General features: G+C 46.7%; 25 protein-coding genes and 1 pseudogene. 7 read left to right on the forward strand and 19 right to left on the reverse strand.

Annotated features, from left to right (window positions below; translation table 11 throughout):
- Nucleotides 1-62: 62 nt before the first annotated feature.
- The 10 genes and pseudogenes from H0G69_RS05000 to rihA all read right to left on the reverse strand — a co-directional run bounded on the left by H0G69_RS05000 (nt 63) and on the right by rihA (nt 9,337).
- The gene (locus H0G69_RS05000) at nt 63-1,043 is read right to left on the reverse strand and encodes an L-lactate dehydrogenase (protein ID WP_180304279.1); all 981 of its coding nucleotides are present in this window, start codon (nt 1,041-1,043) and stop codon (nt 63-65) included.
- 21 nt (nt 1,044-1,064) lie between these two features.
- Nucleotides 1,065-1,799 carry an LrgB family protein gene (locus H0G69_RS05005; RefSeq protein ID WP_033935544.1) on the reverse strand — a complete coding sequence of 245 codons (735 nt, stop codon included), beginning with the start codon at nt 1,797-1,799 and terminating at the stop codon, nt 1,065-1,067.
- Nucleotides 1,800-1,828: 29 nt separating this feature from the next.
- Nucleotides 1,829-2,305 carry a CidA/LrgA family protein gene (locus tag H0G69_RS05010; protein ID WP_180304280.1) on the reverse strand — a complete coding sequence of 159 codons (477 nt, stop codon included), beginning with the start codon at nt 2,303-2,305 and terminating at the stop codon, nt 1,829-1,831.
- A gap of 272 nt (nt 2,306-2,577) precedes the next feature.
- Nucleotides 2,578-3,315, reverse strand: a complete 738-nt coding sequence (locus tag H0G69_RS05015) for a LytR/AlgR family response regulator transcription factor (protein WP_180304281.1) — start codon at nt 3,313-3,315, stop codon at nt 2,578-2,580.
- Nucleotides 3,315-5,090, reverse strand: coding sequence for a LytS/YhcK type 5TM receptor domain-containing protein (locus tag H0G69_RS05020; RefSeq protein ID WP_180304282.1), 1,776 nt, complete (start codon nt 5,088-5,090; stop codon nt 3,315-3,317). The genes H0G69_RS05015 and H0G69_RS05020 overlap by 1 nt, the downstream gene beginning before the upstream one ends.
- Nucleotides 5,091-5,255: 165 nt before the next feature.
- A complete protein-coding gene (locus H0G69_RS05025; RefSeq protein ID WP_180304283.1) occupies nt 5,256-6,041 on the reverse strand; it encodes a transporter substrate-binding domain-containing protein in 786 nt (261 codons plus the stop codon).
- 25 nt (nt 6,042-6,066) lie between these two features.
- Nucleotides 6,067-6,819, reverse strand: a pseudogene (locus H0G69_RS05030) (amino acid ABC transporter ATP-binding protein).
- 9 nt (nt 6,820-6,828) lie between these two features.
- A complete protein-coding gene (locus tag H0G69_RS05035; RefSeq protein ID WP_180304284.1) occupies nt 6,829-7,524 on the reverse strand; it encodes an amino acid ABC transporter permease in 696 nt (231 codons plus the stop codon).
- Between the two features lie 293 nt (nt 7,525-7,817).
- Complete coding sequence (locus H0G69_RS05040; protein ID WP_180304285.1) at nt 7,818-8,117, reverse strand: hypothetical protein; 300 nt, start codon at nt 8,115-8,117, stop codon at nt 7,818-7,820.
- Between the two features lie 281 nt (nt 8,118-8,398).
- A complete protein-coding gene (rihA, locus tag H0G69_RS05045; protein ID WP_180304286.1) occupies nt 8,399-9,337 on the reverse strand; it encodes a pyrimidine-specific ribonucleoside hydrolase RihA in 939 nt (312 codons plus the stop codon).
- A 283-nt stretch (nt 9,338-9,620) separates the two neighbouring features.
- On the opposite strand from rihA, the gene H0G69_RS05050 reads away from it, so the two are divergent.
- Nucleotides 9,621-9,884, forward strand: coding sequence for a hypothetical protein (locus tag H0G69_RS05050; protein WP_006499829.1), 264 nt, complete (start codon nt 9,621-9,623; stop codon nt 9,882-9,884).
- A gap of 217 nt (nt 9,885-10,101) precedes the next feature.
- Here the strand turns inward: H0G69_RS05050 and H0G69_RS05055 are convergent, their stop codons facing one another.
- The 4 genes from H0G69_RS05055 to H0G69_RS05070 all read right to left on the reverse strand — a co-directional run bounded on the left by H0G69_RS05055 (nt 10,102) and on the right by H0G69_RS05070 (nt 14,711).
- On the reverse strand, nt 10,102-10,878 hold the full coding sequence (locus H0G69_RS05055) for a DUF6339 family protein (RefSeq protein ID WP_240164308.1): 777 nt from the start codon (nt 10,876-10,878) through the stop codon (nt 10,102-10,104).
- Complete coding sequence (locus tag H0G69_RS05060; RefSeq protein ID WP_180304287.1) at nt 10,868-11,731, reverse strand: hypothetical protein; 864 nt, start codon at nt 11,729-11,731, stop codon at nt 10,868-10,870. Before H0G69_RS05060 ends, H0G69_RS05055 begins: the two co-directional genes overlap by 11 nt.
- Entirely contained in the window at nt 11,715-13,676 is a 1,962-nt protein-coding gene (locus H0G69_RS05065; protein ID WP_180304288.1) for a hypothetical protein, read from the reverse strand. Before H0G69_RS05065 ends, H0G69_RS05060 begins: the two co-directional genes overlap by 17 nt.
- 189 nt (nt 13,677-13,865) lie before the next feature.
- Nucleotides 13,866-14,711 (reverse strand): restriction endonuclease, encoded by an 846-nt coding sequence (locus H0G69_RS05070; protein WP_240164309.1) that lies wholly within the window; start codon nt 14,709-14,711, stop codon nt 13,866-13,868.
- Nucleotides 14,712-14,953: 242 nt separating this feature from the next.
- Between H0G69_RS05070 and H0G69_RS05075 the strand changes: the two genes are divergently transcribed.
- Both H0G69_RS05075 and H0G69_RS05080 read left to right on the forward strand, forming a co-directional pair.
- The gene (locus H0G69_RS05075) at nt 14,954-15,295 is read left to right on the forward strand and encodes a hypothetical protein (protein WP_180304289.1); all 342 of its coding nucleotides are present in this window, start codon (nt 14,954-14,956) and stop codon (nt 15,293-15,295) included.
- A gap of 387 nt (nt 15,296-15,682) precedes the next feature.
- Nucleotides 15,683-16,621 carry a phosphoglycerate dehydrogenase gene (locus tag H0G69_RS05080; RefSeq protein ID WP_180304290.1) on the forward strand — a complete coding sequence of 313 codons (939 nt, stop codon included), beginning with the start codon at nt 15,683-15,685 and terminating at the stop codon, nt 16,619-16,621.
- Between the two features lie 94 nt (nt 16,622-16,715).
- On the opposite strand, the gene H0G69_RS05085 is transcribed toward H0G69_RS05080, so the two are convergent.
- Both H0G69_RS05085 and H0G69_RS05090 read right to left on the reverse strand, forming a co-directional pair.
- Nucleotides 16,716-17,705 carry an amidohydrolase family protein gene (locus H0G69_RS05085; protein WP_180304291.1) on the reverse strand — a complete coding sequence of 330 codons (990 nt, stop codon included), beginning with the start codon at nt 17,703-17,705 and terminating at the stop codon, nt 16,716-16,718.
- Nucleotides 17,706-17,847: 142 nt separating this feature from the next.
- Nucleotides 17,848-19,638, reverse strand: coding sequence for a DUF2207 domain-containing protein (locus tag H0G69_RS05090; RefSeq protein WP_180304292.1), 1,791 nt, complete (start codon nt 19,636-19,638; stop codon nt 17,848-17,850).
- A gap of 248 nt (nt 19,639-19,886) precedes the next feature.
- Between H0G69_RS05090 and mgtA the strand changes: the two genes are divergently transcribed.
- Together mgtA and H0G69_RS05100 are read left to right on the forward strand one after the other, a co-directional pair.
- Entirely contained in the window at nt 19,887-22,640 is a 2,754-nt protein-coding gene (mgtA, locus tag H0G69_RS05095) for a magnesium-translocating P-type ATPase (protein ID WP_180304293.1), read from the forward strand.
- Between the two features lie 14 nt (nt 22,641-22,654).
- Nucleotides 22,655-22,822: a hypothetical protein gene (locus H0G69_RS05100; RefSeq protein WP_180304294.1), complete on the forward strand. Its 168-nt coding sequence runs from the start codon at nt 22,655-22,657 to the stop codon at nt 22,820-22,822.
- A gap of 52 nt (nt 22,823-22,874) precedes the next feature.
- On the opposite strand, the gene H0G69_RS05105 is transcribed toward H0G69_RS05100, so the two are convergent.
- The 3 genes from H0G69_RS05105 to H0G69_RS05115 all read right to left on the reverse strand — a co-directional run bounded on the left by H0G69_RS05105 (nt 22,875) and on the right by H0G69_RS05115 (nt 24,156).
- Nucleotides 22,875-23,222 carry a hypothetical protein gene (locus tag H0G69_RS05105; RefSeq protein WP_180304295.1) on the reverse strand — a complete coding sequence of 116 codons (348 nt, stop codon included), beginning with the start codon at nt 23,220-23,222 and terminating at the stop codon, nt 22,875-22,877.
- Between the two features lie 145 nt (nt 23,223-23,367).
- On the reverse strand, nt 23,368-23,742 hold the full coding sequence (locus tag H0G69_RS05110; RefSeq protein ID WP_180304296.1) for a VOC family protein: 375 nt from the start codon (nt 23,740-23,742) through the stop codon (nt 23,368-23,370).
- 18 nt (nt 23,743-23,760) lie between these two features.
- The gene (locus tag H0G69_RS05115) at nt 23,761-24,156 is read right to left on the reverse strand and encodes a hypothetical protein (protein ID WP_180304297.1); all 396 of its coding nucleotides are present in this window, start codon (nt 24,154-24,156) and stop codon (nt 23,761-23,763) included.
- Nucleotides 24,157-24,300: 144 nt separating this feature from the next.
- Between H0G69_RS05115 and H0G69_RS05120 the strand changes: the two genes are divergently transcribed.
- Together H0G69_RS05120 and H0G69_RS05125 are read left to right on the forward strand one after the other, a co-directional pair.
- Nucleotides 24,301-24,939 (forward strand): ABC transporter ATP-binding protein, encoded by a 639-nt coding sequence (locus H0G69_RS05120; protein ID WP_180304298.1) that lies wholly within the window; start codon nt 24,301-24,303, stop codon nt 24,937-24,939.
- A complete protein-coding gene (locus tag H0G69_RS05125) occupies nt 24,932-25,717 on the forward strand; it encodes an ABC transporter permease (RefSeq protein ID WP_034540360.1) in 786 nt (261 codons plus the stop codon). Before H0G69_RS05120 ends, H0G69_RS05125 begins: the two co-directional genes overlap by 8 nt.
- The last annotated feature ends 200 nt before the right edge of the window (nt 25,718-25,917 follow it).

The following is a 25,917-nucleotide window of genomic DNA, read 5'->3' on the forward strand; positions in this document are numbered from 1 at the left end:
AAAAGAAAACATTTTCGATTTAAGAAAACGTTTTCTCTGTCTAGATTGTGATTTTTTGCGCATTAATGAGCCAGTGAGACAACCATCTTGTTCAAACCAGTTTCACGCATGCCGCGATCAACTGCTTCACGCAAAACAGCCGCAGAATGAGCCATTGCCTTTTGTTCGCGCTCATCAAGCTGAACGTCGATAACCTGTTCAACCCCATGCGCGTTGATGACAGCCGGCGTCCCCAGATAAAGGTCGTGAACGCCGTACTCGCCGTTAACATAAGCACCAATTGGCAAGACGGCATTCTCGTTGCGCAGAATAGCCTTGGTAATCCGCATCAAAGCCGTGGCAACGCCATAGTAGGTCGCGCCTTTCCGGTTGATAATTTCGTAGGCTTTGTGACGAGTTTCATCTTCAATCTGCTTGAGACGTTCTTCTGAAACGCCCTCTTCTTTAGCAATCTGCAGCAGATTCTTACCGCCAATTGCTGCTGATGAGTAGGCCGCAAATTCAGAATCGCCATGTTCGCCCAATACGTTAGCCGATACATCAGCAGGGCTGACATTGAATTCCTTTGCCAATGCCACGCGCAGCCGAGCCGTATCCAACAGCGTCCCGGAGCTGATTACACGACTGGTTGGGAAACCAGAGATTTTTTGGACAACATAGGTCAGAATGTCGACAGGGTTGGCGGCCACTAAAAAGATGCCGTTAAAGCCAGACTTAACCACGTTTTGCGTGACATCGGCCATGATCTTAAGGTTCTTGTTGATCAATTGCAGCCGGGTTTCGCCAGGTTTTTGGGCAGCCCCAGCACAGATTACAACCAGATCAGCATCGCGGCAGACCGAGTAGTCAGCTGACTCAACTTTTTTAGGCGAGGTAAAGACCGTGGCATCCTCCAAGTCCAGCGTGTCGCCTTCGCCCTTGCTCTTGGTGTGGTTGATAATCGCGAATTCTTCGGCCAATCCCTGTTGAACCATGGCAAATGCATAGGCAGAACCAACTGCGCCGTCACCGATCAGCACGACTTTTTGTTGTCGATAAGACATATTGTAATTCCCCTTTGTTAATTATTTCATGAACAGGTTGACGTAGATTGGAACCAGAATGTCCATTGCCAACGAAACGATTACCACGGCAACCGAAGCCATGGCCCCTTCAATCGAACCTAATTGCAGGGCCTTGGCAGAACCAACCGTGTGACCAGCAGAACCCAGACCCAGACCAGTACCAACCTTGGAAATCTTCTTCAAGCGGAAGACCTTGATCAAGAAGTTGGCCAGGGCGTAGATGATAACAGCGTTTAAGATGCAGGCCATCGCCGTAACGGCAGGATCACCGCCAACCCCCTTGGCAATTGGCATGGCAACAGCAGTCGTAGCAGCCTGTGGCAGCATGGCAGCCGTGGAAACCCGCGACAGACCAAACAGCTTGGAAACCAGTTGAATCCCAAACAAGGAGATAAAGCCACCGACAAACAGCGTCAAAACAATATCAAGCCAGTACTTCTTGAAAATATCATTTCGACGATACAGCGGAATAGCAAACGCAACCGTAGCCGGGTTTAAGAACCAGAAGATGATGTTTCCGCCTGGCAGGTAGTACTTAGTGTAGACGGCAGCCGTCGTAGATCCGATGCCCTTGGCCCAGATTGCCAAAACTGCAATTCCAAAGACCATCCCGACCAAAAGCGGCGTAAACAAGAAGAACCCATGACTGATCTTAAACAGCCACATCCCTAAAAGATAACCAGCCAGTGAGATTAAGATACCGGTATAAGGCAATACCATTGATTGACTAAACATTTTTAATCCTCCCTTTTCTCGTACACGGCTTAGTGAGCCATATGCTGCGTGCCCGCGTGACTTTCATTTGAGCTTGACGCTGTGTTTGACTGCTTATGTGCCAAGCGTTCATGCAGCTTAACAAAGAAGTTGCCCACGTAAGCAATTACGACCAGCAGGATAATCGTGGAGATGATGATGACGCAGATATCCTGAAGACCTTCACGCTTCATCAGTCCTAGACTGCCACAGAGCTGAACGCCAGATGGAACGAACAGAAAGGCAATCAAACTGATCATAAAGTCGCCAAACTTTTCAACCTGCTCCAGTTTAACGATATGAGCTGCCAACAGAATGTAGAGCAATACCATCCCAATCAGTGGCGTTGGTACTACGAAACTAGCTGGGAATAAATCTGAAATCAGCTGTGAGACAAACAGAATAGCGGCAAAAATGCCCATTTGTACCAGAATTGGCGCTGCCTTTTTTTCTTCCTTAGCTGGCGCTTGTTTTTCCTTCTTATCCATGGTTTTTCCTTCCCTCAAATCAATCCGAAAATATCAATAAAATAATTGCAGTTAATCTTATTTAAGATGGCCATCTTTGATATCGATTACACAATGCATTGTAGTTAATCTTATTGGTTTTGTGTTGGTTTTCACATTGATTGACCGAATTTGACGATGAAATGCCTTTATCAGCCACTGAGATGCCCTGAGTGCTCTTTTTTGACAAAATAAAAAGCACTGAATGCATTATCTTGACATTCAATGCTTGTGTAAATATTAGACAATTCAAGTTACTGCAGTCCGATTGCCTTCTTGGTTTTAGCCACATATGACCTGCTGACTGGGATTTTACTGCCATCTTTTAACGTTAGCTCGTAGGTATGATTAAAACTTGGCTGCATTTCGTCAATTTCATCCAGATTAACGATAAAACCACGATGAATCCGCAAAAAATGCTTCGGATCCAAAAGTTGAGCAATACTGGTTAGCGTCTGCCGACCGATCAAGAGCTTATCGTTTCTAAGATGCAGATGCGTGTATCCGCCTTGGGTCTCAATATACATCACATCGCGTTTTTGAATCACCATCGTCTTGTCATCAATCGTAATCGACAGCCGCGGATTCTGCCAGGCAGTCTGTTCCGCAACATCTTCTAACTGTTCCTTATTGCCCAAAAACTTGGCGACTCTGGCAACGGCTTCGTTGATTCGATCCGGGTCAAATGGCTTTAAGACATAGTCAACGGCCGCTTCATTAAAAGCATCGATCGCGTAATTGTCATAAGCGGTCGCGAAAACAATCGCTGGCGGCTGGGGCAGCTTTTTCCAGCGTCTAGCCAGTGCCATGCCGTTGCCATCATCTAGTTTGATGTCCAAAAAGACCAGATCGGGATGCTCGGCATTGACTTTTTGATCAGCCGTCATCACCCCATCCGCTTCATCGATCTGATTGACCAACGCATTTTCATTTAATAGATAGTGCAGTTCATTTCTGGCCAGAGGTTCATCATCGACAATCAGTACTTTCATTATATGGATGCTCCTTCCGTATTAAGATCCTGTCTAGTTTGTGCATAAGGTATTAAAAGCGAGATGGAAGTCCCCGTCTTGCCGGTTACGATCTGCATCTTAGCACTGTCGCCATAAAGACCTTTCAACCGCGCATTCAGATTTTGCATAGCCGTACCACTCCCTTGTTCGGAAGCGATTTTCTCCTTACCCAGTTTGCCGATGACCGCCTGATCAATTCCCTCGCCGTTATCAGCAACCCGTATTTCCAGATACTTGCCTGATTTGGTGATCCAAATGTTGATGATATTGCCGGTCTTGCGATTGCCAAAGGCGTGATGAATCGCGTTTTCTACCAAGACTTGAATGGCAAATGGCGGAACCAGCACCTGATCATCCACGCTGCTGTAGAATTCAACGTCATACTTATCAGGAAAGCGCGTCTGTTCCAGGTTCAGATAGGCCTTAACATGTGCTTCCTCTTGTTTGAGCGGAATCTTGGATTGATTGGCGCCCAGCAGATTCGATCGGAAAAACGTACTGAGCTCCCGTAGCAGAAACCGTGCCTTTTCACTGTCAAACCGCGAGATGGCAATAATCGTATTGATCGAATTAAAGAAAAAGTGGGGACTGATCTGAGCCTGCAGCGATTTAAGCTCAGCATCCCTAAGCAGTCCGGTCTGGCGTTCTTTTTCACCTAATACGATCTGCGTGGCCAAAATCTCGCCCAGTCCCTCACCGGTTTGAATCTCGACGGGGGTCAGCTGCCAGTTTTCCTTAAAATACAGCGTCAAAACGCCCAGCACGCGGCTGCCCAACGTCAGGGGAATCGCCATCCCCGCCTGTAAAGGACAGTGGTCATCACGACAGCCAATCTGCGCAGTATTATAGGCCAGCTGCGTCTGTCGATACTGCAGCGCCTGCTTGGCAAACCGTGGTACATCGACTTTTGGCATGTCATGATAATGATGGTCGCTGCCAGCTCCAACAAAGGCCAGTGTTTTTTCATTATTGCCAATTCCGACCGCGTCAAAGTCAGTATACTCCAAAATCAGACTGGCCACCTGCTTGGCCGATTCCGCCTGCAGGCCATGGCGAAATGCCGGCAGCGTCTTGACCGCCAGCTTCATTACCGAACGAGTCTGAACGGCACGGGTGTCAACTTCTTGACGAAAATATAAAGATAGAATCATCAAGAAAAAAGCCGTCCCCGTTGAGCTGATAACAATCATCGGCAGTGCGATAAAGTTCACCAGTTTCAGATGCGTCGGACTAAACAAACCGACAAAGATCATCTGAATCGACTCCATCACCAGACTGATCAAAAAGCCTTGCCATGGCGGCATCACGACAAAACGACGCCGATTTTTGCGATACAGCATTCCAGACAAAATCCCAATCAAAGTCGAGCTGACAATGTAGAACCACGCATCAACCGACCAACTTTCCTGCATCATCCGATGAGTTCCGGCAACCAGACCCGTCAGTCCGCCAACTCCCGGTCCGCCAACGATCCCGGCTACCGTTACGGCCAGAATGCGGACATTGGCCACTGAATAGCCAGGAGTGACGTGCCATAAAATAGTTTCGCGCATAATATGATTGTCAGGATCGATCTCAATCCCCAATAAATTAGAAATAATTGCAAAGGCTGAAAAAATCAGCGCCAATTTAAATAGATTGGCCGGCGTGGCATCTAAAAGCAGCCGCCGAAACGGCCGAATGTTGACCAGAATAAAGGCCAGCAGGATAATCAATCCCACCCGTTCTGCAATCAAAAAAGCCAGTGCTCCCATAAGTTCACTCCTTAATCTTGCTCATCCAGTAACTTAATATACCACAATCTCTGGCTGATTTAGTGAGACGCTTAACAAGATTTTGATTTTAAGCCGTCTTAAAGTCATTGAAAATATAACATCAAAAAAACATGATCCAGATAACTCCAGATCATGTTTTAGCGGCTACTTGGTGATGTCAGCGCCAAAGTACTTTTGGGAAAGCTTTTGGAGCGTTCCATCTTTTTGCAGTTCATGCAGTGCCTGATTGTATTGCTTTTGCAGCGCCGATGAGTTTTTGTTAAACATTGCCGCAACCTTGACCGGCTTGGCTTCGCTGGAAACGTCAATCATCTTGAGTCCCTTGGTGCTGTGCTTTTTAGCATAAACGTACCAAGCCTCGCGACTATTGATCATCCCTTCAACCCGGCCTTGCTTGATCATGTCCAGTCCGCTGGCAAAGTCGCTGTCGTCAACCGTAATTCCGCCATATTTTTTAACCAGCGTAGCGTTGTTGGTTCCCACACCCACGGCAAACTTGTGGCCTTTGATGGACTTAAGCGTCTTAAGCGAGCTGTTTTCTTTAACGATCATGACAAAGTGCGATGAAATGTAGGGATCAGAGAAAAGGTACTTCTTTTCGCGTTCAGGCGTTTGCGCAATGTTGTTCATGACCACGTCAAACTTCTTAGCGCCTAATCCGGCAATCAAAGAGTCCCACTTGGTTGGCACGAACTTGGCCTTTAAGCCCATTTTTTTCGCAACGGCCTTGCCCAGCTCAACTTCAAAACCCTGCAGCTTGCCGTCCTTACGATATGAAAACGGCGCGTAGGTACCTTCCAGACCGATCGTCAGCGTATCAGGCGTTTTCAGCTCGGACTTGACCGAGTCAGCATGGCCGATCGTCGTGCCAATCACGGTTCCCAATGCCAGTGCAGCAGTCATTAAGGCAATCTTCTTAAAAATCTTCATGTTGTTTTCCCCTTATTCTTTTCTTTTAGATTTCCAGTTCTTCCATTGTCATGGCCGCAATAAAGTGGCGAATCCGCTCATCAGGATTATCCGGCGCAAAAAAAGCTGCCGGATCGCCATCATATTTGATCGTGCCATCCTCGACAAAAACGATCTTATCGGCAACGCGTCTGGCAAAGACCATATTGTGCGTTACGATGATCAACGATTGATTTTCCTGAGCCAGCTTAAGCAGCACGCGCAAAACCTCTAATTCCAGTTCCGGGTCAAGTGCTGAAGTCGGCTCATCCAATAAAACGTATTCCGGCTTCATGGCCAATGCGCGGGCAATTGCCACTCGCTGCGCCTGCCCACCAGAAAGCTGCGCGGGATAGGCATCGGCAAAATCACGCAGGCCGACCTTGCTCAATATTTCCAGCGCTTCCTGATTGGCAGCTTCTTTAGACTGCTTAAGCACGCGGATGGGACCTTCCGTAACGTTTTGCAGAACCGTCAGATGCGGAAACAGGTTGTAGTCTTGAAAAACCATGCCCGTTTTCTGCCGCAGCAGCAGTTTTTGCTTGCGGGTGACGCTCTTTGTAAAGTTCAAATGCAGCTCATCGAAATCATAGGTGCCGCGATCAGGCTACTCCAACAGATTCAGCGAGCGCAGGATCGTTGACTTGCCCGATCCAGAAGGGCCGACCAAAACCGTTGTCTGCCCCGCTGGAAACTCTAAGCTGACATCTTTTAAAACGTGCTTTTCGCCAAACCATTTGTTAATCTTAGCGAGTTTCATTAAAACCTCCTATTGAACAGGCGCGGTCTTGGCCAGGGATTTTTCCATCCAGGCCTGCAGACGCGATAAAACGGTCGTAAACAGGGCATAGATCAAAGCCACGATAATGTACATCAAAAGCGGCTCGTAGTTTTCAGCCGTGATCTGCTGTGCCACCGAAAACATTTCGGCAATCGTAATTGAAGCTGCCAGCGAGGTATCCTTGACCAGACTGATAAATGAGTTGGCCAGCGGCGGCAGCGCGACTCGCAATGCCTGGGGCAAAATGATGCGCCAAAGCACCTGCAGTCTGGTCATGCCAATTGCTTCGGCCGCCTCCCATTGGCCTTTGGGAACGGAAGCAATCGCCGCCCGAATCGTTTCTGAGGCGTAGGCACCAGTATTAAGTGAGAACGTAATCACCCCAGCGGTAAACGGCTTGAGCTGCACGCCGTCAGGAAAGACTCCTGGTATAACCAAATGCGGCAGACCGAAAAAGACAATGAACAGCTGGACCAATAATGGCGTTGAACGAAACAGCCAGACATAAAAGACTGCGATTCCCTTTAAGATCTTAAACGCGCCATTTTGTCTGGATAAACGAATCAATGCTACGAAAAGCGCGATCAGCAGTCCCCAGAAAAAAGATACCAGGGCTAACGGAATCGTGTATTTAAAGCCGGCCGCCAACAGTTCTGGCAGCGAGCTTTGAATCGTATGCCACATCATATCCCTCCTATGTTAAATGTTTCAAATGCAATAAAAAAGGCGCAGTCGGGATTGACCAGGCTGCGCTTGATGCTGATCCGGCCGTTTTCAGCCAATCAGCTGAGCAACGGCAATAAGCGGACAGCCTAAGCGCGGTCCGCTGCAACATGAATGGTTGGTTAATGAATTGAAGTTTGCCATTGCTGATTTCTCCTTTGAAAAAGTTAGTAACTGTATGATAACTTACAAAAAATAAGCTGTCAACAAAAAATTCCTAAAGCTCATCTAAAACTTTAGGAATCAATGTTTTATTACCAGGTAAAACTAGTCAGGCATGTTGCAAAGCTGAAGAAGATCCCAGGGAAGTTGGCCCCAAAAACCGGCCAGTCCCGATCTTCTTTAAAGTACGCATAAATACTCCACAGCGTACAGTTGATACCGGCGACAAATGGCTGTACCGGTGAGCCATACTGGCCGTGCAGATTATTAATGATCTGAGCAATGTAGGAAATGTACATGAGAATTGCGATTACGCTGGCAAAGCGCCCCAGCCAGCTGATGAATTTTTCGCTGGTAATGGAATGTGCTGAATGTGAATGTGGATTAGTCATGAATAAGTTCCTTCTTTCCGATTGATATTGGCTTAAATCAGTCAAAATCTGGCAAAATTCCAAACTCAATCGTAAACGTTTACAACTTGTTAACGGTCTCATCTTAACACCATTGAGCTTAATATCAACCGGTTGTCAGATGGCTGCGTCCAGACTAATTTATTGATAAACGTTTATCTTCGCGACTGATTGAATACTTCATTAATCTGCACCGCTGACTTATATTTTTTCAAAAAAATAAAACTGGGACCGGCTTTAGCCAATCCCAGCTCCATTAACAATTAATCAAAGCTATGCAGTGCTTCCATAATCAGCTCAATAAAACGCTGCCGATTGATTCCCAGCATGACCTCGGTGTTCTGCGGCTTGCCGGTCAGCTCATAGTAGTCGCAGACCGTTTCGCCACGCGTCAGCTCACCGGTCGTTTCAACATCGACGTTCATTTTTTCGGTTTGGAACATCTCTGGTTCAATCAGCCAGGCAATCGTGCAAGGATCGTGCAGCGGTGCTCCTTGAAAGCCCCACTTTGGATTTTCATGATAACGCTCAAAAAAGCTTAGCAGACCATAAAATGCCTGGCCAACTGGATTTTTAATCTGCCGCAGCGCCTCAATTTCTGGTTTCAAAATCTGCGCCTGATGCGTAACGTTTAATGGTGCCATCACCAATGGAATCCCGAAATTCATGACGATCTTAGCCGCCTCGGGATCAACGAAGATGTTGAATTCCACGCTGGGCTGCCAGTTGCCAAGTCCCATGGCACCACCCATGTAGACGATCTGATCAATTTTTGCCTTGGCCAGTTCAGGGTAGACCCGCAAAAACAGCGCCGCGTTGGTCATTGGTCCAGTGACTACCAGCGTTACCGGCGTTGCGCTCTCTTTAAGCGTTTTGGCAATCAGCTCGATCGCGGTCAGCTCAACCGGCTGAAAATCCGGTTCCGGTAGTGGATAACCGTCCAGACCGCTTTCACCATGCACTTCACCGGCTGTTTCTAATGGCTTGACCAAAGGCGTTCGGTTCCCGCCAGCAACTGGAATATCCTCTCTGCCCAACAGCTTAAGCATCCGCATGGCGTTGTTGAGTGTCTTGTCTGGCGTTTGATTGCCAGCTGAAGTCGTAACGGCCAGCAGCTCTATTTTAGGCGAGGCCACCGCCAGCGTCATTGCCAAAGCATCGTCATGACCAGGATCACAATCGAGGATAATTTTTTTCGTCATAAATTTTCCTGCCTTTCCATTCGATAAAGCGTTTTCATTCGTAAAACTAGTATAACATTTTACCTAGCGACTTCAAATCCCCAAATTTAATTTTTAAAATTTGCTTTGAAAAGCGCAGAAACCTTGATCTATCAATGATTTTTCGCAATTCAGATTCCCATCAAAATATAATAATTTTTTCGTGGTAAAAGGCTTGATTTTTAGATCTATTCAGCTAAAATACTATCTCGTGAGCAATCGAAAAAAGCATCTTCGCTTTAATAAATTTTAGGAGGCATGAAACGTGACTTTGCGCAGCTTTTTCAAATATCACCACAATCAAAAAATGATCGAACTTCTGGCAGTTGAACTGTCGGAAGTAATCGAGCGGCGGCATTTGGATTCCGTACAAAGCGCGATCGTCTACGTTCAAGATCATGCTTTCTTCCCTAATGACCGCGATTACCAAATCAAGCTGCATATTGACGACTGCATGGCAATGGACATTCTGCCGCTGGTTGAAAAAGAAACGACCACGGTTTGCCAAAGTCTGGCCAAGGCGCGCTGATCAAAAACCCGTTACTAAGCAAAATGCTTGGCAACGGGTTTTATTTGTTGATATTCATATGACTGGCAGCTGTTTTAAGATCAGCTAAGTCGTTTTTGCCATCACTTGGCAGAGATTTTTGTCTGTTTTTAATCTGAACGTCTTGCTGCACTTAATTAACAATTCGCTGGTTAGACGTTCTGGCGTAGCTCAAGTTCAGTCAAACCGAAGTTAAAGTTTAGATTATGATTTGACGATTCTTGACTGGCAAGGTATGCGGGTTGGCAGTGAAGTAATCGATAAAGTCCATTGTTTCCTGCTTAACCTGGGCACGCGTCATAATGTCCAATACCTTAACGCCACCGATCATGTTAAAGTGCTTATTGATATAGGAATAGGTTTCTTTGACGTTTTTTACCCTGTCGCGTCGGGCGTAGATGCCTTCCACGATTCCCAGCGCGATATCTTGGTTGTTCGTCAGCTTGCTAGCAAAGAAACTAATTGCCTTACCAGACAGATCCAGCTCGCAAAAGAAACGAATCAGCCAGTAAGGATCCGTATCCGCATTCTGCTCATCATACAGGCGCTTACCTACCCACCAGTACTTTGACAGCCGTTGCGTTAACTGAGCGCGAATGGTGCTGCCATAAAAGAAAAGATAGTTTTTGATATGCTGATCGAAATTTTGATGGTTGGCTACCTGTTTGAGACTGGCCAATAAATAATCAAGGTATACCGTGTTAAGCATTGTAAACCACATTTCTTCCTGGGTGGCCTGCACCGGCGTCAGCCAATTCAGCGCACTGTAGACAGCAATCGTGTTATGGACCTCGTCGCCTGGTTTCAGCAGCTGATATTCAAACTCATGATTGATCTCGTATATCTCATCATTTTCAAAAAGTTTTTGGATGGCTGCTCGATCCAGATTGCGATAAAGATCCAGGTATTTTTCATCAAAATCACGTTTAAAAACTTCCAAAAATTCATTCGTACACGTCCGCAGCTTAGTCTTCATCCGTCGTCAACCTTTCTATTTCGTCAAACGCACGATCCAACGGCATTTCCAGTAGAATCTGCGCTACTTTCAGCGATAGGCTGGGATCTTTGTACAGATCCTCAACTTCAAAATCATTAGCCTGCATCTTCTTTTCAATCACCTGATACCAACGTTTGTCCGACAATTCTTCAGCTCCCGGCTGGGCCATAAAATTCAGCAACTGCAGTAAGGCTGGCATGATCACGATACTTAAGGAAGTATTGGGAAGGTCTTGATCCCGAACATATTGCTGATAGATTTTTTCTGGCAGATAGATATAAACGACATCCCCATCATTATTGACTTTCATTTCTTTGTCCTTATGCGAGGTTACCTTAATAATCGAAGAAATGTTTTGAAAACTGTCAATATCTGATACGTCCAGGTTGATCGTAAATGATACCGCCAGAGGGTCACCCGGCTCCAAATCAGGAAAGACATAACCCGGCCCGTACAGATCAGGATTTACGGTGGCATTGCGTAAGCCGATGATCGTATCTTTAGCTAATAAAAAACCAGTAATTTCTACTTTTTGACGCAAGTAACGCGGATCAATCTCGAATGAAATCTTTGTTTTGCCTGGTTCAACAGGAATCAGCCGTCGAAAAGCTGCCCGTGAATTTTCAATATGCAGATAAAAACCAGCCTTATCCAGTTCAATCTGTTCGTTCAGCACTTGATCATGCAGCTCAAAGTCAGCATACAAGACCGCATTTTTAAATGGCGTCGCATCCTCAAGGCGGTAATGCACAACAAAGCTTGAATCTGCCTGGTAATCTGGGTCGTTAATCGACAGAACTGGGTAAGGATAGATGCTATTCACAATGCGCATAGACTTCCACCTCCAGTTTCAAGCGCGAGTTCCGATTCAAAATCATTTCAATCCGATGCCACTGTCCTTTTGCCAGCTGGTCAAGATAAACACTGTTAAAGCTGGTTCCCAGTGGCGTGCCATCCAAGGAAGCGGCTTTTACATGTACAATGTCTTTATTGCCTGAGTCGCCCACTACATTGATTCCGATTCGTACCTGGTCAAGCGGCTGGCCGGGATTGATCAGCAGATTATAGCGGCCTTGATGATAGTCGGCTTCAATACAACGATAGGTAACATTACCGATCAGCTGCCGTTTTACATTGATCTTAGTGTACTGATCACTGCCTTTATCGGGAGCATGACTGCCGGGCTGATCACCAAACGAGGCATCGTTTGAACCACCAATGCCGCCGCTTTCACCATCATCATATCCCGATCTGCTGGTTTCACCATCCTGAACGCCAGTCGCGCCAAATTCATCCAGATCATCGCTAAACTCAGTCTCACTAGCGCGTACTGGACTTTGATCGCTGGTCTGTGGCTGAGCCTCTAGCTTAACTTTAGGACGATTGCTGCCCTTTTGTTTCAGCTGAGCCTTGGCACCTTTAAAAGCATTTAGATCATCCGGTAAAAAGCTGCTCACGCCAAACGCATCAACCTGTTCTTCAATCTTTTGCTCGTATTGGTTTTTAATCGTGGTACTGATAAAACGACGAATGCTTCTTAAAAACTCACCCATTTTCTTTGGATTAGCGGCTCGCTTTTCAGACCATTTGTCGTGATTGGGATTTTCCAGTTCCTTTAACAGCTGATTGATTTTTTCACCATTGGCCCAAAAAATACCCGAAAATTGAAGCGTGGAACTGATTCGATTCTGTTCGTAGATTTTCATCCCGACTTCACGTGTCATCAGTACTCGGCGATTATTAGCCTGTGAGCAGTTCGAAGTCAGCAGTATTGCATCGCCATCCGGTACCCCATAGTGTGTCAATCCTTGAAGTGAAAACTCACAGTGGTCGGGATCTTCCAAAACGTTGAGATAACAAAAGGCGTCTCGATACTTCTTAGCCAGCCGCTTATCTTTTTGCAGGTCATCTAAAATCATCTTGGCAGCCGGATAATCAATCGTTTCACCATCTACTTCAACCACCAGTCGATTCTTATAAAGCGAGAATAGGAAGTTGTCAACGATTGAATGCTTGATCTGCGTCTGCCAATCACTCAACAGACTATGGTTAAAGCCCAGAACATAAATATCTGTACCCGTTTCTTGACGAGGATGTTTTTTATCAAACGGTAGATCGGTATCAAAAGGCTGTTTGCCACACGCACCAAAATAACCGGTACCTTGAGTAATATTCTGTTTGGCCTCTCGTAGCTTATAGGAAACGAATTTCATCACGCAGATTGAACGATGCCCGTCAGCTGCCAGCGAGTTATAGCCAACCATTCGCAGATCACTGACGGCAAACGGCGCTCCTTTGCCGATTCCAAATGAGCCGGCTGAAGAATCGTCTTTTTTGATTGACGACCCCGCCTGTTCAATCAGCGACTGCCAGTTTTTACTCAGAAGCCCCGTCGTTTGATAGTCACTGATTTTTAATACCGGAATCGTTGGCTGGCTCAGCGTTTCTGCCATCCGTTTAAGCATCTGCTGCGTCTTTTTCTCATGAGACCATTCTTTTTGCGCTGCTGGCAGGATATCGTCGCGCAATTGATTGACGTTTGGCAGCTGTTCAGTAGGCAGATCAAAATATTGAAATGCGACTTTTACTGGCTCTCGGCTGGCTGCTGCATCAAGCGAATTTTGACATATCTCGCGAGCCAGTGAATCCAATGGCTGGTCGCGAAACATTTCTAAGGACGCGTTGGATCCTGATGCCATCTGCAGATCTTGACCATATGGGAAGTACCATTGATCAGGATTCATTTTTGGTTGATTATGACTAGAAAATAATCCCATATTCATTCCCCCAATTCTTTTATTGTAACTGATTTAGCCAAACTGTTTTCGAATTGCCATTAATGCTATAATCAAGGCGTCAACAAGCTTTACTATTAAATTTTCTTGTTGACTGATTCCAACGGCAACGATTAAACCAGTTGCTGCAAGAATCATTTTTTCGAGGCGTCTCAGCGATGAGATGCCTTTTTATTTGAATTGATAATAGTAGTCGTCAAGTACATATATCTTAACCGGCTTAATATGCAGCTGATATTTTTCAACTAATTCTGCCAACTGCTGACCATCGATCAAAGTAACCGTATTGCTGCCTTGATAAGCCTTGAACTCGGCCTGAGCGGTAAAATGACTGGTTGTGATAAAGATGCCATAATCCGCGTTAAAACTTGCCATTACGCCTTTAAACTTGTCAATTTCTGGTTCCGAAACCGGCTGCTTGCCATAGCGTTTGCATTGAATGGCGACCCGGCTGGTGCGAAAATCATCCGCCATAAAATAACCGAACCCATCAATGCCATGATCGCCTGTCAGTTTAATGCCGCGCTCTTTATCCAATCGGACGCCCATCTTGGAAATCAGCAGCCGCGAAAAACTTTCAAACTTGGCTGGACTAAACTGCATCAAACACTTAAGCAAATCCGCTTTCCAATCCGCGTTTTGCAGATCCTGTGCCTCAGAAGCTCGCGTGAGTGTCGTCTGTTTAGGCTGCTGATGAGAATGCCGCTTTGAGTCATGCTTAGTTTCATAGTCAGCCAGATTTTGCCGTCTTCCCAGATCCGTTGTGACGATATCCTCGCCGACTCGGGGCTGCTCAATATAGCCAAACTCATACAGATCTTGAATCGCAGCGGTAAAATCCTCCATAAATGGCGTATGGTGGTTCTCATCCTTGCTTGCATAAACATCCTCATAGCGCAGCCCGTCATACTGATTTTCAGCAATCGTTTTACGAATCATTTCGCGACTGGCTGAACCACCCAGATCCTGCAGTGCCATTAAGATTGCTTTATCTACAAATCTTTTCTGATACTTCAAACCGATCCGACCTTTTACTAAAAATAAATATACATATACCAATTTTAACTGAATTCAGCCAGGCTTAACATAGCTGACAACAAATATCTTGGATAAAATCTATTCAAATTGACGTTCAAACGCTAGCTTGCCTTTCAATACAGCTGTTTCAAACTTAATTGATCGTTTTTCCATCTGATTTAGACCATTATTCGCCAAAAACTGCTATCATGAAAATAAGATCATCTATACGGAGGCAGATCATGACGGAAAACTATATTCGCGACTACATGCGCCTGGCCTATCAAGAAGCCGTCAACGTGCAGCGGCTGTTCGTTGATGCCATGAAGTCAACCGGCGTCAAGGAACGGCTCTGGGCTCATCTGGATGCTTTTCAGCGCAACGTCAATACAATGAATGAATTTATGTACCATACCAGTGAGGTTGAAAATGCCGCACAATACGTCAAATTTTTGGAGCAAGCTAAAAATTTTCGTCAATTAGTCGATGAGAAATTGAAAAAACATGCCTATACCAGAACCGATCGTGATAATATCTATGATGCGGTGATGGCTTTAGACAGTGCCATGCCGCTGATACTTTAAATTCATGTCTCAATCAGCTTAATCGCCGTTGTTCCCCAAAAGCAGCGACGGTTTTTTGTTTGGAAAAAATAAAAAGCCCCACCATTGACAGCGAGACCTGCAGTTTAGAGAGAACCTGAATGGATTGTGAGACCGCTAAAAGCTTTCTCAACATTAATCAGTCTAACTAGGCTTTGTAAAGATTCATTCAGTTTTTGAGTATTGTTTTTGTAAAGTCTTTTAAATTGCTTTTAGACAGATCATTATCAGCTGAGCCCCGCACTAACAGCGTAAATCAAAAATTGACTTTTAAGGCGATCTTCTTTAAGATTTACGCAAACAACGGCTGTACTTGGCCGCTGATATTTGATTCTAACCACCTTAACCAAGAAAAGAGTGAGAGAGAGAATGAAAGTTGCCGTACCAAGCATTATGTCGCAGGCTGGCAAGGATTATCTGACCAGCCGCGGTTTTGAACTGATCGAGACCAAAAGTCAAAGCGCCGCTGCCCTGGTTAAGGAAGCCACGGACGCAGATGGCATTATTCTGATGACGGAACCATTTCCCAACACCTTAGCCGATCAGCTGCCGAAATTAAAAGTCATTGCTCGCCATGGCGTTGGCTATGACAATATTGATCCTGAGTTCTGGGCTAAACGAGGCGTTTGGGTAACCATCGCTAAAAATGCCAATGCCTCAACGGTTGCGGAATCAACTCTGGCAGCCATGATGGCAATCTCCAAAAATCTGGTCCCCACCACTGAGCACCTGCGCCAGGGTGACTGGGGATGGACATTTGCTCATCAAGGGTTTGATCTGGCCGGTAAAACGCTGGGAATTGTCGGCTATGGTCGCATCGGCCGCATGATTGCCAAAAAAGCCAGTGCCTTTGACATGAAGATTATTGCCTACACGCCATCCAATCGTTCAGACGGAAATGCCGAAATGGTTGATCGCGACACGGTCTTTAAGGAGGCTGACATCATTTCGCTTAACATGCGGGTCACGCCAGAAACTACCAGAAGCGTCGGCCAGCGCGAGTTCGACATGATGAAAGATTCGGCCGTCCTGCTTAACTTTGGCCGGGCTGCTCTGGTTGATCAAGCAGCAATGCAGACAGCGCTTAAAACCGGTTCGATTGCCGCTGCTGCCGTTGACGTCTTTGATCAAGAACCGCTGCCCAAAGACGATCCCTGGTTCAGCACGCCCAATGTCTTGCTGACGCCGCATTGTGCCGGCAACACCAAGGAATGTATGGATCGCATGGCCGTTGATGCCGCCAGTGAGGTCGTTCGCGTTTTGAATGGCGAAAAACCGCTATGGAGCGTCAATCAGCCAGAGCATTGACTAAATAATTGACGGTCAAAAATCAGCAAGCTGCTTATTATCCATAACTAAAAGAAACGCGCTATCGGCTCAACAGTCCGGTAGCGCGTTTTATTTAGTGCGATTTTTTAAACCGAGCAGCGACTGGATCTTCAGCGGCTTGGGCAGCAGCAACGTTGGCGGCTTTAAAGTAGACCCGATTGGCATTATTGTACATAACGTCAGCCAACTCGTCAGCAGTGAACAGATCGGTATTCTCCAGCCAAGTAGCCAGTTGATGATAGGTATTAAACGTTGCCGACCATGGTGAGTCAGTCCCCCAGATCAAACGCTGTGCTCCAACGATCTGCTTGGCCAGTGCGACCGTTTTTTGACAACGCGGATAAGGAAAGTCAGCCGGCTTTTCTCCATCGATATCTTGGATTGCTGAAACGTCCAAATAGATATTTTTCAGCGGCGCAAACTGCTGCAAGACGTTTGCCAAGCGTTCCAGATGATCAGCGTTGGGAAATGACAGATGACAAACGACAAAATCCATTTTGGGGTAGCGCTTGGCCAGATTAACGATGGCTTCGGGCTGATAGCTGGTCTGAGTATCGTCACCATAATCAACGGTTACAACAAAACCCGGATAGTCAGCCAGATAATGCATAATCTGCCCAACCCGGACGTCACTATCTAAGCGGAAAGGCGTGTGAAAGCCATGCAAACCGCCGCCTTGACTGATCTCAAACTTGATGGCCCGAAAGCCCAGTTCTTCAACGTGCCGCTTAACGATTGCCATCGCCCGCTCAGCGAATGGATCCACGGCAAACGCGCCGATAAAGCGATCCGGATAGCGTTTGATGACTTGATAAGTGTAATAGTTTTGATAGCCGTTCAGTGTCCCTTGCAGTATAACGGCCTTTTCGATATCTTCTGCTTCCATAATGGGGAGATATTTTTCCACGCGAAAATCATCGTCGCCCCATCCCTCAGGCAACAGATGAATGATTTCACCATCGTCCCAGATCGCATAGCCATTGCCCAATGGACTCAAGCGCCCTTGTCCTTTAGAGCCGGCCATTGCTCGAATCAAATGAATGTGTCCTTCAATTTTTTTCAAAGCAATCCTCTCCTGTTCAGAATGTCTAACGTCGCCTAAACAATTGCAGCCGTGATAATCATGGTTCGCTGCTAACAATATTAAAACGCACTGACCAACGAATCTAAAATTCAAGATTACTGCCATCAGTAAGGTAATTATCTTAAAAAGCCCCGCCGCCTGAGCCACCGCCAAAGCCACCGGAACTGCCGGCTGAAAAGCCACCCGAGCCGCCGGTTGCTGAAGATGAGTTGCCGGTATCCAAGGCTTTTTCAAAAGTGCTTTCAAATGCGCCTGTCCAAGGATCACTGGCAAAAATCCATGGGTACGTAATTAAAAGCGTATCATTGAGCTCTGCTTCATCAAATGAAAGTTTTAATTCACGAATAACTTTTTTGGCCAGCCCAAACGCCGTCGCATATGGCAGAATCTGTTCCCATAAAACAATGTCGCCAACTTCTTTGAGCTTGAAGTCGCCAATATCTTTGAGCATGAGAATAAAGCAGTCTAAATCATATTTCATTTTTTGACCCTTTGGCGTATATGGCAGGAGCTGGCGGTAATATATAATTCCCCAGCCAAAGCCGCCTGCAAATATCAGCCCCACGATCATTTTGAAAATCCAGCCAGCGACGATAAAAATCATCCCAAAAATCAGCAAAAGCTCGGCGATCAGCCAAAAGATGCCAATCTGCTTGAACAGGTCCGCGTCGGCATCATAGTAGCCGGTTTTTCTGGCACTTTCCAGACTGGCTTGCGACCATTGATCAAAGGCTTTCGCGACCTTTTTAGCGTGCTTGCGCTGCCTGCTCCATTTTTTCAGCTGCTGGATCGTAAAGCTTTGGCCGTCCCCGCAATCGCTAAACATAATCTTAAGCAGCTGATTTTCGGCAATCACGGCCGTTTTTTTGACGGTAAACCGATAGTCGTCGTTTTCAGTCTTGCTGATTGCAATCTTATATTCACCTGCCAGCTGCATTAGATAGCCGCTGAGTACGCGCGCGTCAGGCTGTTGATTTTTATCGATCACGTAGGCCTGTTCAACTGGATATGGCGGAATCTCAAAAGAATGAACCAGTGGCGGCTGCTTGGATCGCTGGGGATGTTTTTTAATCAACCACCAGCCATAAGCTAAGATACTGATGCCGCATATTGTACTGTAGCCGATTTTGAAAAGCTGTCGCCGTCTTTTTTCCTGGGCGCGCTTGGCATTAGCCGCTTTTGCCAGCTGCTGCTCCTGCTTTAGCTTAGCAGCCAGGACCTTTTTGGCGACTCGGTTATCATTTTGCGGTACGACGGCATTGGCAAACAGCAGGTGGCTTTCAACAAACTGATTGGCCGGCACGCGGTCGACCGTCATCTTAACCTGACCCTGCCGCTTCTTGACTGACGTTTTGCCGTTTAGCGGACCGTGCGTAAAGGCTTTAAGCGAGCCAACGTTTTTAGCCGGCAGCTGAATGGTAATTGAAACGTCATGCAGCGCTTCATCCCAGCCCGTCCCAATGATCTTCCAATTCAGCTCTGCCGTATCCTGGTAACTGGTAATCACGCCATGCAGCCGGTAGTGATAGATAAAGGTTGCTTCTGCATCGCTGATTTGATGATAGACCTTGAGCTTAAGCCAGTCTGCGCTCTGCGTGGCCTTAACGGTATTATTCTGACCGGATTGGCTGAGCGCCAGGTTAGTCAGCTTACCATTCTGCTCCACGGCTGCCGAGATCTGATCAGCCTTGCCGATGCCTTGCAGGTCTTGATTATAATAAACGCCATGAAAATCACCGTCAAAATCATAGGTAATCTTTTGCGTCAGATCCGCGTCGCCGTTTTTTAACACGTCGACGTTCACTTGGTAATGCTTAATGGTAAAGTCGCCATCCGCATGACCCACGACTGGCGCCAGCAAGATCAGCAGCAAAGTCAAAAGACCTAGCAGCCAGGCATTCTGCTTTTTCATTTGCCTGCCCCCCATCTCTTAATATTTCCTTTAATTTTACCAAATCCGCGCTTTTAAAAATAGCCTACTAAATGAAAGCCGCCATCAACTGTCCCCACTATCGAGCATCAGATAGGAATAAATATTTTGATACAATTCCCTATAACTGTCTATTTATTCAGATTTTTTGAAACCGCTTGCGAAAAAACGCGCTAAAATAAAGGCAAAATCAGATGAAAGCGATCTTTATCAGTAAGGAGGCTTTGATAATGAGCAGGCAAAAAAATCATGCTGACGCCGCCTCCGATCAAGTCGCGGCGCAAAAAGCTCGGCAAAAACGCGTTGATTATGCAGCAACGCATTCGCCAGCCGAGCTTTTCAAACATTTCAACACCAGTCAACAAGGCCTAAATGATTCGCAGGTAGCGCAAAGCCGCAAGCAGTTTGGAGCCAACCACGTGCAGCAGCAGCACCAGCCGTCAATTGGCAAGCGTCTGATCAGCGCTTTTGTTAATCCATTCACGGCAATTCTATTGATTTTGGCAATCGTGTCCACGTTTACCGATATGATTTTTCCTTACTTTTCCTTGTTTGGCAGCCGGCCAGAAAACTTCACCTGTGCCACGGTCGTCATTATCGTTACGATGATCATGCTTTCCGGCTTGCTGCGCTTTGTTCAGGAATACCGCAGCGGCAACGCAACGGCCAAGCTGCTGGCAATGATCAAGACAACCTGTACCGTCACGCGCAATGGTCAGGAAAAAGACGTTGATCTCAATGACGTCGTGGTCGGCGACATCGTTCATCTTTCAGCCGGCAACATGATTCCCGCCGATCTGAGAATTCTGGAAAACACCGACTTGTTCGTCAATCGTTCCGAGCTGACTGGGGAAAGCCGTCCCGTTGAAAAAAGCGCGGCTGACGAGACGCCCAAAGATCAGATTACTGATTACGAAAACATCGCGCTGATGGGCAGCAACGTCATCTCAGGCAGCGGGCTGGGACTGGTCATTGAAGTCGGCTCAGACACAATGTTTGGCTCAATGGCAGGGGCCGTCGCCAAAGAAAAGGTCACTACCAACTTTACCAAGGGCGTCAATTCCGTCAGCTGGGTTTTGATCCGCTTCATGATGGTCATGGTGCCATTGGTATTCTTGATCAATGGTCTGACTAAGCACGACTGGCTCGAGGCTTTCTTGTTTGGGATCTCAACGGCGGTTGGGCTGACGCCAGAAATGCTACCGATGATCGTTACCACTTGTCTGGCCAAGGGTGCCATCGCGATGAGCCGCAAAAAAACGATCGTCAAAAATCTTAATTCGATTCAAGACTTCGGGGCCGCTGATATTCTTTGTACTGATAAGACCGGCACGCTGACTCAGGACAAGATCGTCTTGGACTGTTATTGGAATATTGATGGCCAAGCCGATGATCGTGTTTTAAGACATGCCTTTTTAAACAGCTATTTTCAAACTGGTTATAAAAACGTAATGGATAAGGCCATCATTGCCAAAGCCGAGGACACCGAGTCGCATCCCGAACTACAGGATCTGGAAAACGACTACGTTAAGATCGACGAAATTCCATTTGACTTTAAGCGGCGGCGACTCAGCATCGTCGTCAAGGATCCAAACGGCAAGCGGCAGATGGTAACCAAGGGCGCGGTTGAAGAAATGCTTAGCGTCTGCAGTTATGCCGAAACCAAAACCGGTATCCAGCCGCTCAATGACGCCCTGCAAAAACAAGTTAAGGCCACGGTTGATCGTTTAAACGGCAAAGGCTTTCGGGTTCTGATTCTGGCACAGAAAACCGATCCGGCGCCAATTGACGTTTTAAGCGCCAAAGATGAAAAAGACATGGTTTTAATGGGCTACCTGGCGTTTTTGGATCCGCCAAAAGAATCAACGGGTCGCGCGCTAAAAGCCTTATTGGAGCATGGCGTCACCACCAAGATTCTGACTGGCGACAACGACAAGGTTACGGCCACCGTCTGTCAGGAAGTTGGGATGTCGGTCGCCCACCTGCTTTTGGGTGAAGAGATAGTCAAGATGTCAGATCAAGAACTAGCCGCGCAAGTCGAACAAACGCAGGTCTTTGCCAAACTGACTCCCGATCAGAAGGCCCGTATCGTCGCTGCCTTGCGCGCTAAAGGCCATACCGTTGCCTACATGGGTGACGGCATTAATGACGCGGAAGCCATGAAAGCAGCCGATATCGGCATCTCCGTCGATAATGCCGTTGACGTGGCTAAAGAATCGGCCGACATTATCCTGCTGCAAAAAGACCTGATGATTCTGGAGCGTGGCATCGTGGAAGGGCGGAAGACGTATGCCAACATGATCAAGTACATCAAGATGACGGCTTCTTCCAATTTTGGGAACATTTTTTCTGTTTTGATTGCTGCCGCGCTGCTGCCATTCTTACCGATGAAGAGTATTCATCTGCTGCTGCTCAATCTGATCTATGACTGCTGCTGTACCGCCATTCCTTGGGACAACGTCGATGCTGACTATCTCAAAATTCCGCGTGAATGGGATGCTTCTTCAATTGGCAGCTTTATGATCTGGATGGGACCGACCAGCTCCGTCTTTGATTTGACAACCTACCTGTTTATGTATTTTATCTTCTGTCCATTATTCGTTTCCCATGGCATTCTTTATACTGATCTGCCGGCGCATTTCTCCGGTGCCGTATTGGCGGCCATACAGCTTAAATACGTCGGCATGTTTCAGGCAGGCTGGTTTGTCGAGTCAATGTGGAGTCAGACGATGGTAATTCATATGATCAGAACTCCTAAGATCCCCTTTATTCAAAGCCGTGCCTCTGCTGAACTGATTCTGCTCTCAACGATTGGCATTGCCCTGGCAACCTTGATTCCGTTCACTGCGGTTGGCCGGGCAATCGGCTTTGTCGCCTTGCCAGACAGCTATTTCTGGTACTTGATCCCCTGTGTAATCTGCTACATGCTTTTAGCCACCAGCATCAAGAAAGCTTATATTCGTCACTATGGCGAGCTGCTTTAAGGAAGGTGATCATCATGATGGCTTTATTAACTGCTTTTCATCCGGCTCATGATTTTTGGATCGGACTGCTGATCGTCTTGGCAATCATTGCGTTGATGAACCTGATCTGCTGGCTGCTGCCGCCTAAAAAACGGCCAGCAAAGCATCCAGCCCAAAGCCATTCCCAACTAAAACAGAACTAAGTAAAACCGCACTGACTGGTTGAGTCGGTGCGGTTCTTTATTTGACTTTCATTCAACGAGCGGCTTGCGCTTTTCGCTGCTTAATTGCTTCGTTAATGGCGGCCACGTTCATCTGCTGTCTTAGGCTGTGACGATCGATTCGGTTATATTCACAGTAGCGCCGCCAGTTTTGCCGTGGCACGCTCCATGACCGCCCCGTTTTGGGATCACGAATTGAGACGCGAATTCCGCAAGCCAGGCCCAATACCAATAAAACAGCTGCCAGAGCGAACTGCATGAACAGCGCAAACGCCAAGGCCAGCATCCAAAAGAGAAACTGACCAACCGGAATCAAGCGCTCAAACGGCCGATCGTATTCCATCGTAGCATCGCTTTGCAGCGGCAGCTTATTCTTATTCATGATATCCATCCCCTAAGCTTTATTTGTACTTTAATTATAGCTCAAGATCGGATATTTGTACGGATGAATATACTAAATATCGTTTTATTTGTCTGTCAACCGTCGTCGTGATCGGCATTCAGCCAAGGTTAAAGGCAGCCAGCTCTTAAACGTCTTTTTCAGCAACCGCGTACCAATTGCCCTCCGGATCGGCAAAATTAAACGTCTGCTGGCTGCCTACCAAAACAATTTCATTAACGGTCGCGCCCATCTGCAGCAGTCTGGCATGTGCCGACGCCAGATCGTCAACATAAAACATGATTGAAGGCGAGTTCAGCGCAACTTCCGGCGAGTATTTCTGAATAAAGGCGCGACTGAAAAACTGGAGACTGGCTTCAGGAAGAACCGGGACCGTAATCGTCTTTGAACCGTCGATCATCGTTTCTTCACTGATTCGTGGCGTCCCAGCTGCCTGCTCAAAAAAAGCGGCTACCTTTTCAACATCATCGACATAGATCATTAAATTCACTGACTGTAACATAAAAAAACTCCTTATCAACTATTGTTTGGCTTGCCGTTTCTTGATCTGCACCGCAACCGCCTCTGCTCGGCTCTGCTCACGCCACCGTTTCCAGTCGATGTTATTATAGCGACAGTATTGGTGCCATTTTTTGCGCGCTACGACCCATGACTGACCGGTTTTAGGATCACGGATGCCGACTTTTTGATAAAACAGCAGACCGCCCAGCAACACTGCCAGTGCCAGCCCAAATCGATAGAACAGGCATAAGATCATCACGCTGATTAAAATAATAAACTCAACGCCCGAAAATGCCCGTACGTAGACATGATCATACTCACTGGGATTTTGATCCAGATTCTGCAGTGGTTCAGCCGGCTTTTGGTTAAGATTGATTGGCAATTCGGTTGTACTTTTATTAGTAGTTTTTCGCATGATTTCCCCCAAAACTTTATCTGCATAATTAAAGATATTATATCGCAATTCTTTGACAGCGCCTACAGGTTCAATTTGTTGAGCTGCTCATCTGAAAAAGATAGAATCTAAATATGCTTAAATAATCCATATGAGGTGAAAAAAATGGCTGACATACTAACACTGCGTCAAATCAGCTTGACCATGCAGGGAAAAACGCTTTTAAAAAACATTAATCTAAGCGTACCCAAAGGAGCCTATATCACATTAGCCGGGCCTTCTGGAGCTGGCAAGAGCACGATTCTAAAAATCTGTGCGCGCCTTTTATCGCCCAGCAGTGGTGAGCTTTTATATCAAGGACAAAACGCCTTTCAGATGCCGCCCCAGGAATATCGCCGCCACGTCTCCTATTGTTTTCAGCAGCCCGTCTTGTTTGGCGAAACGGTCAGCGACAATCTTGATTTCCCATTTCAGATTCGCAATCAGGCCCCTGATCGAAACCGACAGCAGGAACTTTTAGATCAGGTCAATCTGCCTAAGGACTACCTGACCAAAAGCATCGCCAGTCTATCCGGCGGCGAAAAACAGCGCGTGGCTTTGATCCGTAATCTGATGTTTAAACCAGCGATTCTGCTGCTGGATGAGGTAACGACCGGTCTGGACGCGCAAAACAAGCAGATCGTCCATCAGCTGATTGCCAATTATCGTCAAACCGGCACTATTTTGGCCATTACCCATGATCCTGATGAACTGGCCAAGGCAGAAAAGATCATTACCGTTAAGGGAGGCCAAATCAATGAATAGCGTCCACGTCAACAACATCAGCCTGGTCTATGCCGCCGGACTGGTACTGATTGCTCTGTTTATCTCATATCGTCAAAAGCTGGGACTGAACCGCGACATGATCATCAGCGTCGTCCGGGCAATCATTCAGCTAACGATTGTCGGCTATCTTCTCAAATACATTTTCGCGCTCAATAACGTTCTGGTTACCGGGGCCATGGTACTCATCATCATCTTTAACGCGGCTCATAACGCGGCCGGCCGTGGCAGTGGCATTCCCAAGCTGTTTTGGCCATCCTTTTTGGCAATCTTGATCAGTACCGGCATTACGATGGGTGGTTTGGTTTGGTCTGGAGCCATCAAGTTCATCCCTTCGCAGATCGTGCCGATTGCCGGAATGATTGCCTCCAATTCAATGGTTGCCATTGGTCTTTGCTACCGGCAGATGAAAACTAAATTTCATGACATGCATCAAGCGGTTGAGGAACGACTTGCCCTTGGCGCGACTGCCTTTCAAGCTTGCGGCGACATTGTGAGAGCCTGCATTAAAACCGGCATGCAGCCAACGATCGACTCTGCCAAAACCTATGGCATCGTCAGTCTGCCAGGGATGATGTCAGGATTGATCTTTGCCGGCGTGGATCCGGTATACGCGATCAAATATCAGATCATGGTCGTTTTCATGCTGCTTTCGGCTACCAGTTTGGGATCGGTATGCTCATGCTACATCGCCTACCATCGCTTCTTCTCAGACGATCTGCAATTGATTGACCGTTTGGCAAAGGAAAATCAAAAATAGCCCAAAAAGTCATACTAAATTAGAAATATTATTGAGACTAAGGCTTAAAAACAGGGCATCTCGCTGCTTGGCGAGGTGCTCTATTTTATATTGCCGCAGTACTTTTATCTGCCAAACAGCTCATTATCTGCTCAAGACATGTTATTGATAGCAGATGATTTAACGCGCTGGCAATGACTAATCTCACAATTGCAGCTATT

It is taken from the genome of Limosilactobacillus mucosae (genome assembly GCF_013423865.1).
Classification (GTDB): Bacteria; Bacillota; Bacilli; order Lactobacillales; family Lactobacillaceae; genus Limosilactobacillus; species Limosilactobacillus mucosae.

What these genes read in the sequence shown, in the direction of transcription:
- H0G69_RS05000 (WP_180304279.1), bottom strand. Translation starts at nt 1,043, where the DNA reads ATGTCTTATCGACAACAAAAAGTCGTGCTGATCGGTGACGGCGCAGTT.
- H0G69_RS05005 (WP_033935544.1), bottom strand. Translation starts at nt 1,799, where the DNA reads ATGTTTAGTCAATCAATGGTATTGCCTTATACCGGTATCTTAATCTCA.
- H0G69_RS05010 (WP_180304280.1), bottom strand. Translation starts at nt 2,305, where the DNA reads ATGGATAAGAAGGAAAAACAAGCGCCAGCTAAGGAAGAAAAAAAGGCA.
- H0G69_RS05015 (WP_180304281.1), bottom strand. Translation starts at nt 3,315, where the DNA reads ATGAAAGTACTGATTGTCGATGATGAACCTCTGGCCAGAAATGAACTG.
- H0G69_RS05020 (WP_180304282.1), bottom strand. Translation starts at nt 5,090, where the DNA reads ATGGGAGCACTGGCTTTTTTGATTGCAGAACGGGTGGGATTGATTATC.
- H0G69_RS05025 (WP_180304283.1), bottom strand. Translation starts at nt 6,041, where the DNA reads ATGAAGATTTTTAAGAAGATTGCCTTAATGACTGCTGCACTGGCATTG.
- H0G69_RS05035 (WP_180304284.1), bottom strand. Translation starts at nt 7,524, where the DNA reads ATGTGGCATACGATTCAAAGCTCGCTGCCAGAACTGTTGGCGGCCGGC.
- H0G69_RS05040 (WP_180304285.1), bottom strand. Translation starts at nt 8,117, where the DNA reads ATGACTAATCCACATTCACATTCAGCACATTCCATTACCAGCGAAAAA.
- rihA (WP_180304286.1), bottom strand. Translation starts at nt 9,337, where the DNA reads ATGACGAAAAAAATTATCCTCGATTGTGATCCTGGTCATGACGATGCT.
- H0G69_RS05055 (WP_240164308.1), bottom strand. Translation starts at nt 10,878, where the DNA reads ATGAAGACTAAGCTGCGGACGTGTACGAATGAATTTTTGGAAGTTTTT.
- H0G69_RS05060 (WP_180304287.1), bottom strand. Translation starts at nt 11,731, where the DNA reads ATGCGCATTGTGAATAGCATCTATCCTTACCCAGTTCTGTCGATTAAC.
- H0G69_RS05065 (WP_180304288.1), bottom strand. Translation starts at nt 13,676, where the DNA reads ATGGGATTATTTTCTAGTCATAATCAACCAAAAATGAATCCTGATCAA.
- H0G69_RS05075 (WP_180304289.1), top strand. Translation starts at nt 14,954, where the DNA reads ATGACGGAAAACTATATTCGCGACTACATGCGCCTGGCCTATCAAGAA.
- H0G69_RS05080 (WP_180304290.1), top strand. Translation starts at nt 15,683, where the DNA reads ATGAAAGTTGCCGTACCAAGCATTATGTCGCAGGCTGGCAAGGATTAT.
- H0G69_RS05090 (WP_180304292.1), bottom strand. Translation starts at nt 19,638, where the DNA reads ATGAAAAAGCAGAATGCCTGGCTGCTAGGTCTTTTGACTTTGCTGCTG.
- mgtA (WP_180304293.1), top strand. Translation starts at nt 19,887, where the DNA reads ATGAGCAGGCAAAAAAATCATGCTGACGCCGCCTCCGATCAAGTCGCG.
- H0G69_RS05100 (WP_180304294.1), top strand. Translation starts at nt 22,655, where the DNA reads ATGATGGCTTTATTAACTGCTTTTCATCCGGCTCATGATTTTTGGATC.
- H0G69_RS05105 (WP_180304295.1), bottom strand. Translation starts at nt 23,222, where the DNA reads ATGAATAAGAATAAGCTGCCGCTGCAAAGCGATGCTACGATGGAATAC.
- H0G69_RS05110 (WP_180304296.1), bottom strand. Translation starts at nt 23,742, where the DNA reads ATGTTACAGTCAGTGAATTTAATGATCTATGTCGATGATGTTGAAAAG.
- H0G69_RS05115 (WP_180304297.1), bottom strand. Translation starts at nt 24,156, where the DNA reads ATGCGAAAAACTACTAATAAAAGTACAACCGAATTGCCAATCAATCTT.
- H0G69_RS05120 (WP_180304298.1), top strand. Translation starts at nt 24,301, where the DNA reads ATGGCTGACATACTAACACTGCGTCAAATCAGCTTGACCATGCAGGGA.
- H0G69_RS05125 (WP_034540360.1), top strand. Translation starts at nt 24,932, where the DNA reads ATGAATAGCGTCCACGTCAACAACATCAGCCTGGTCTATGCCGCCGGA.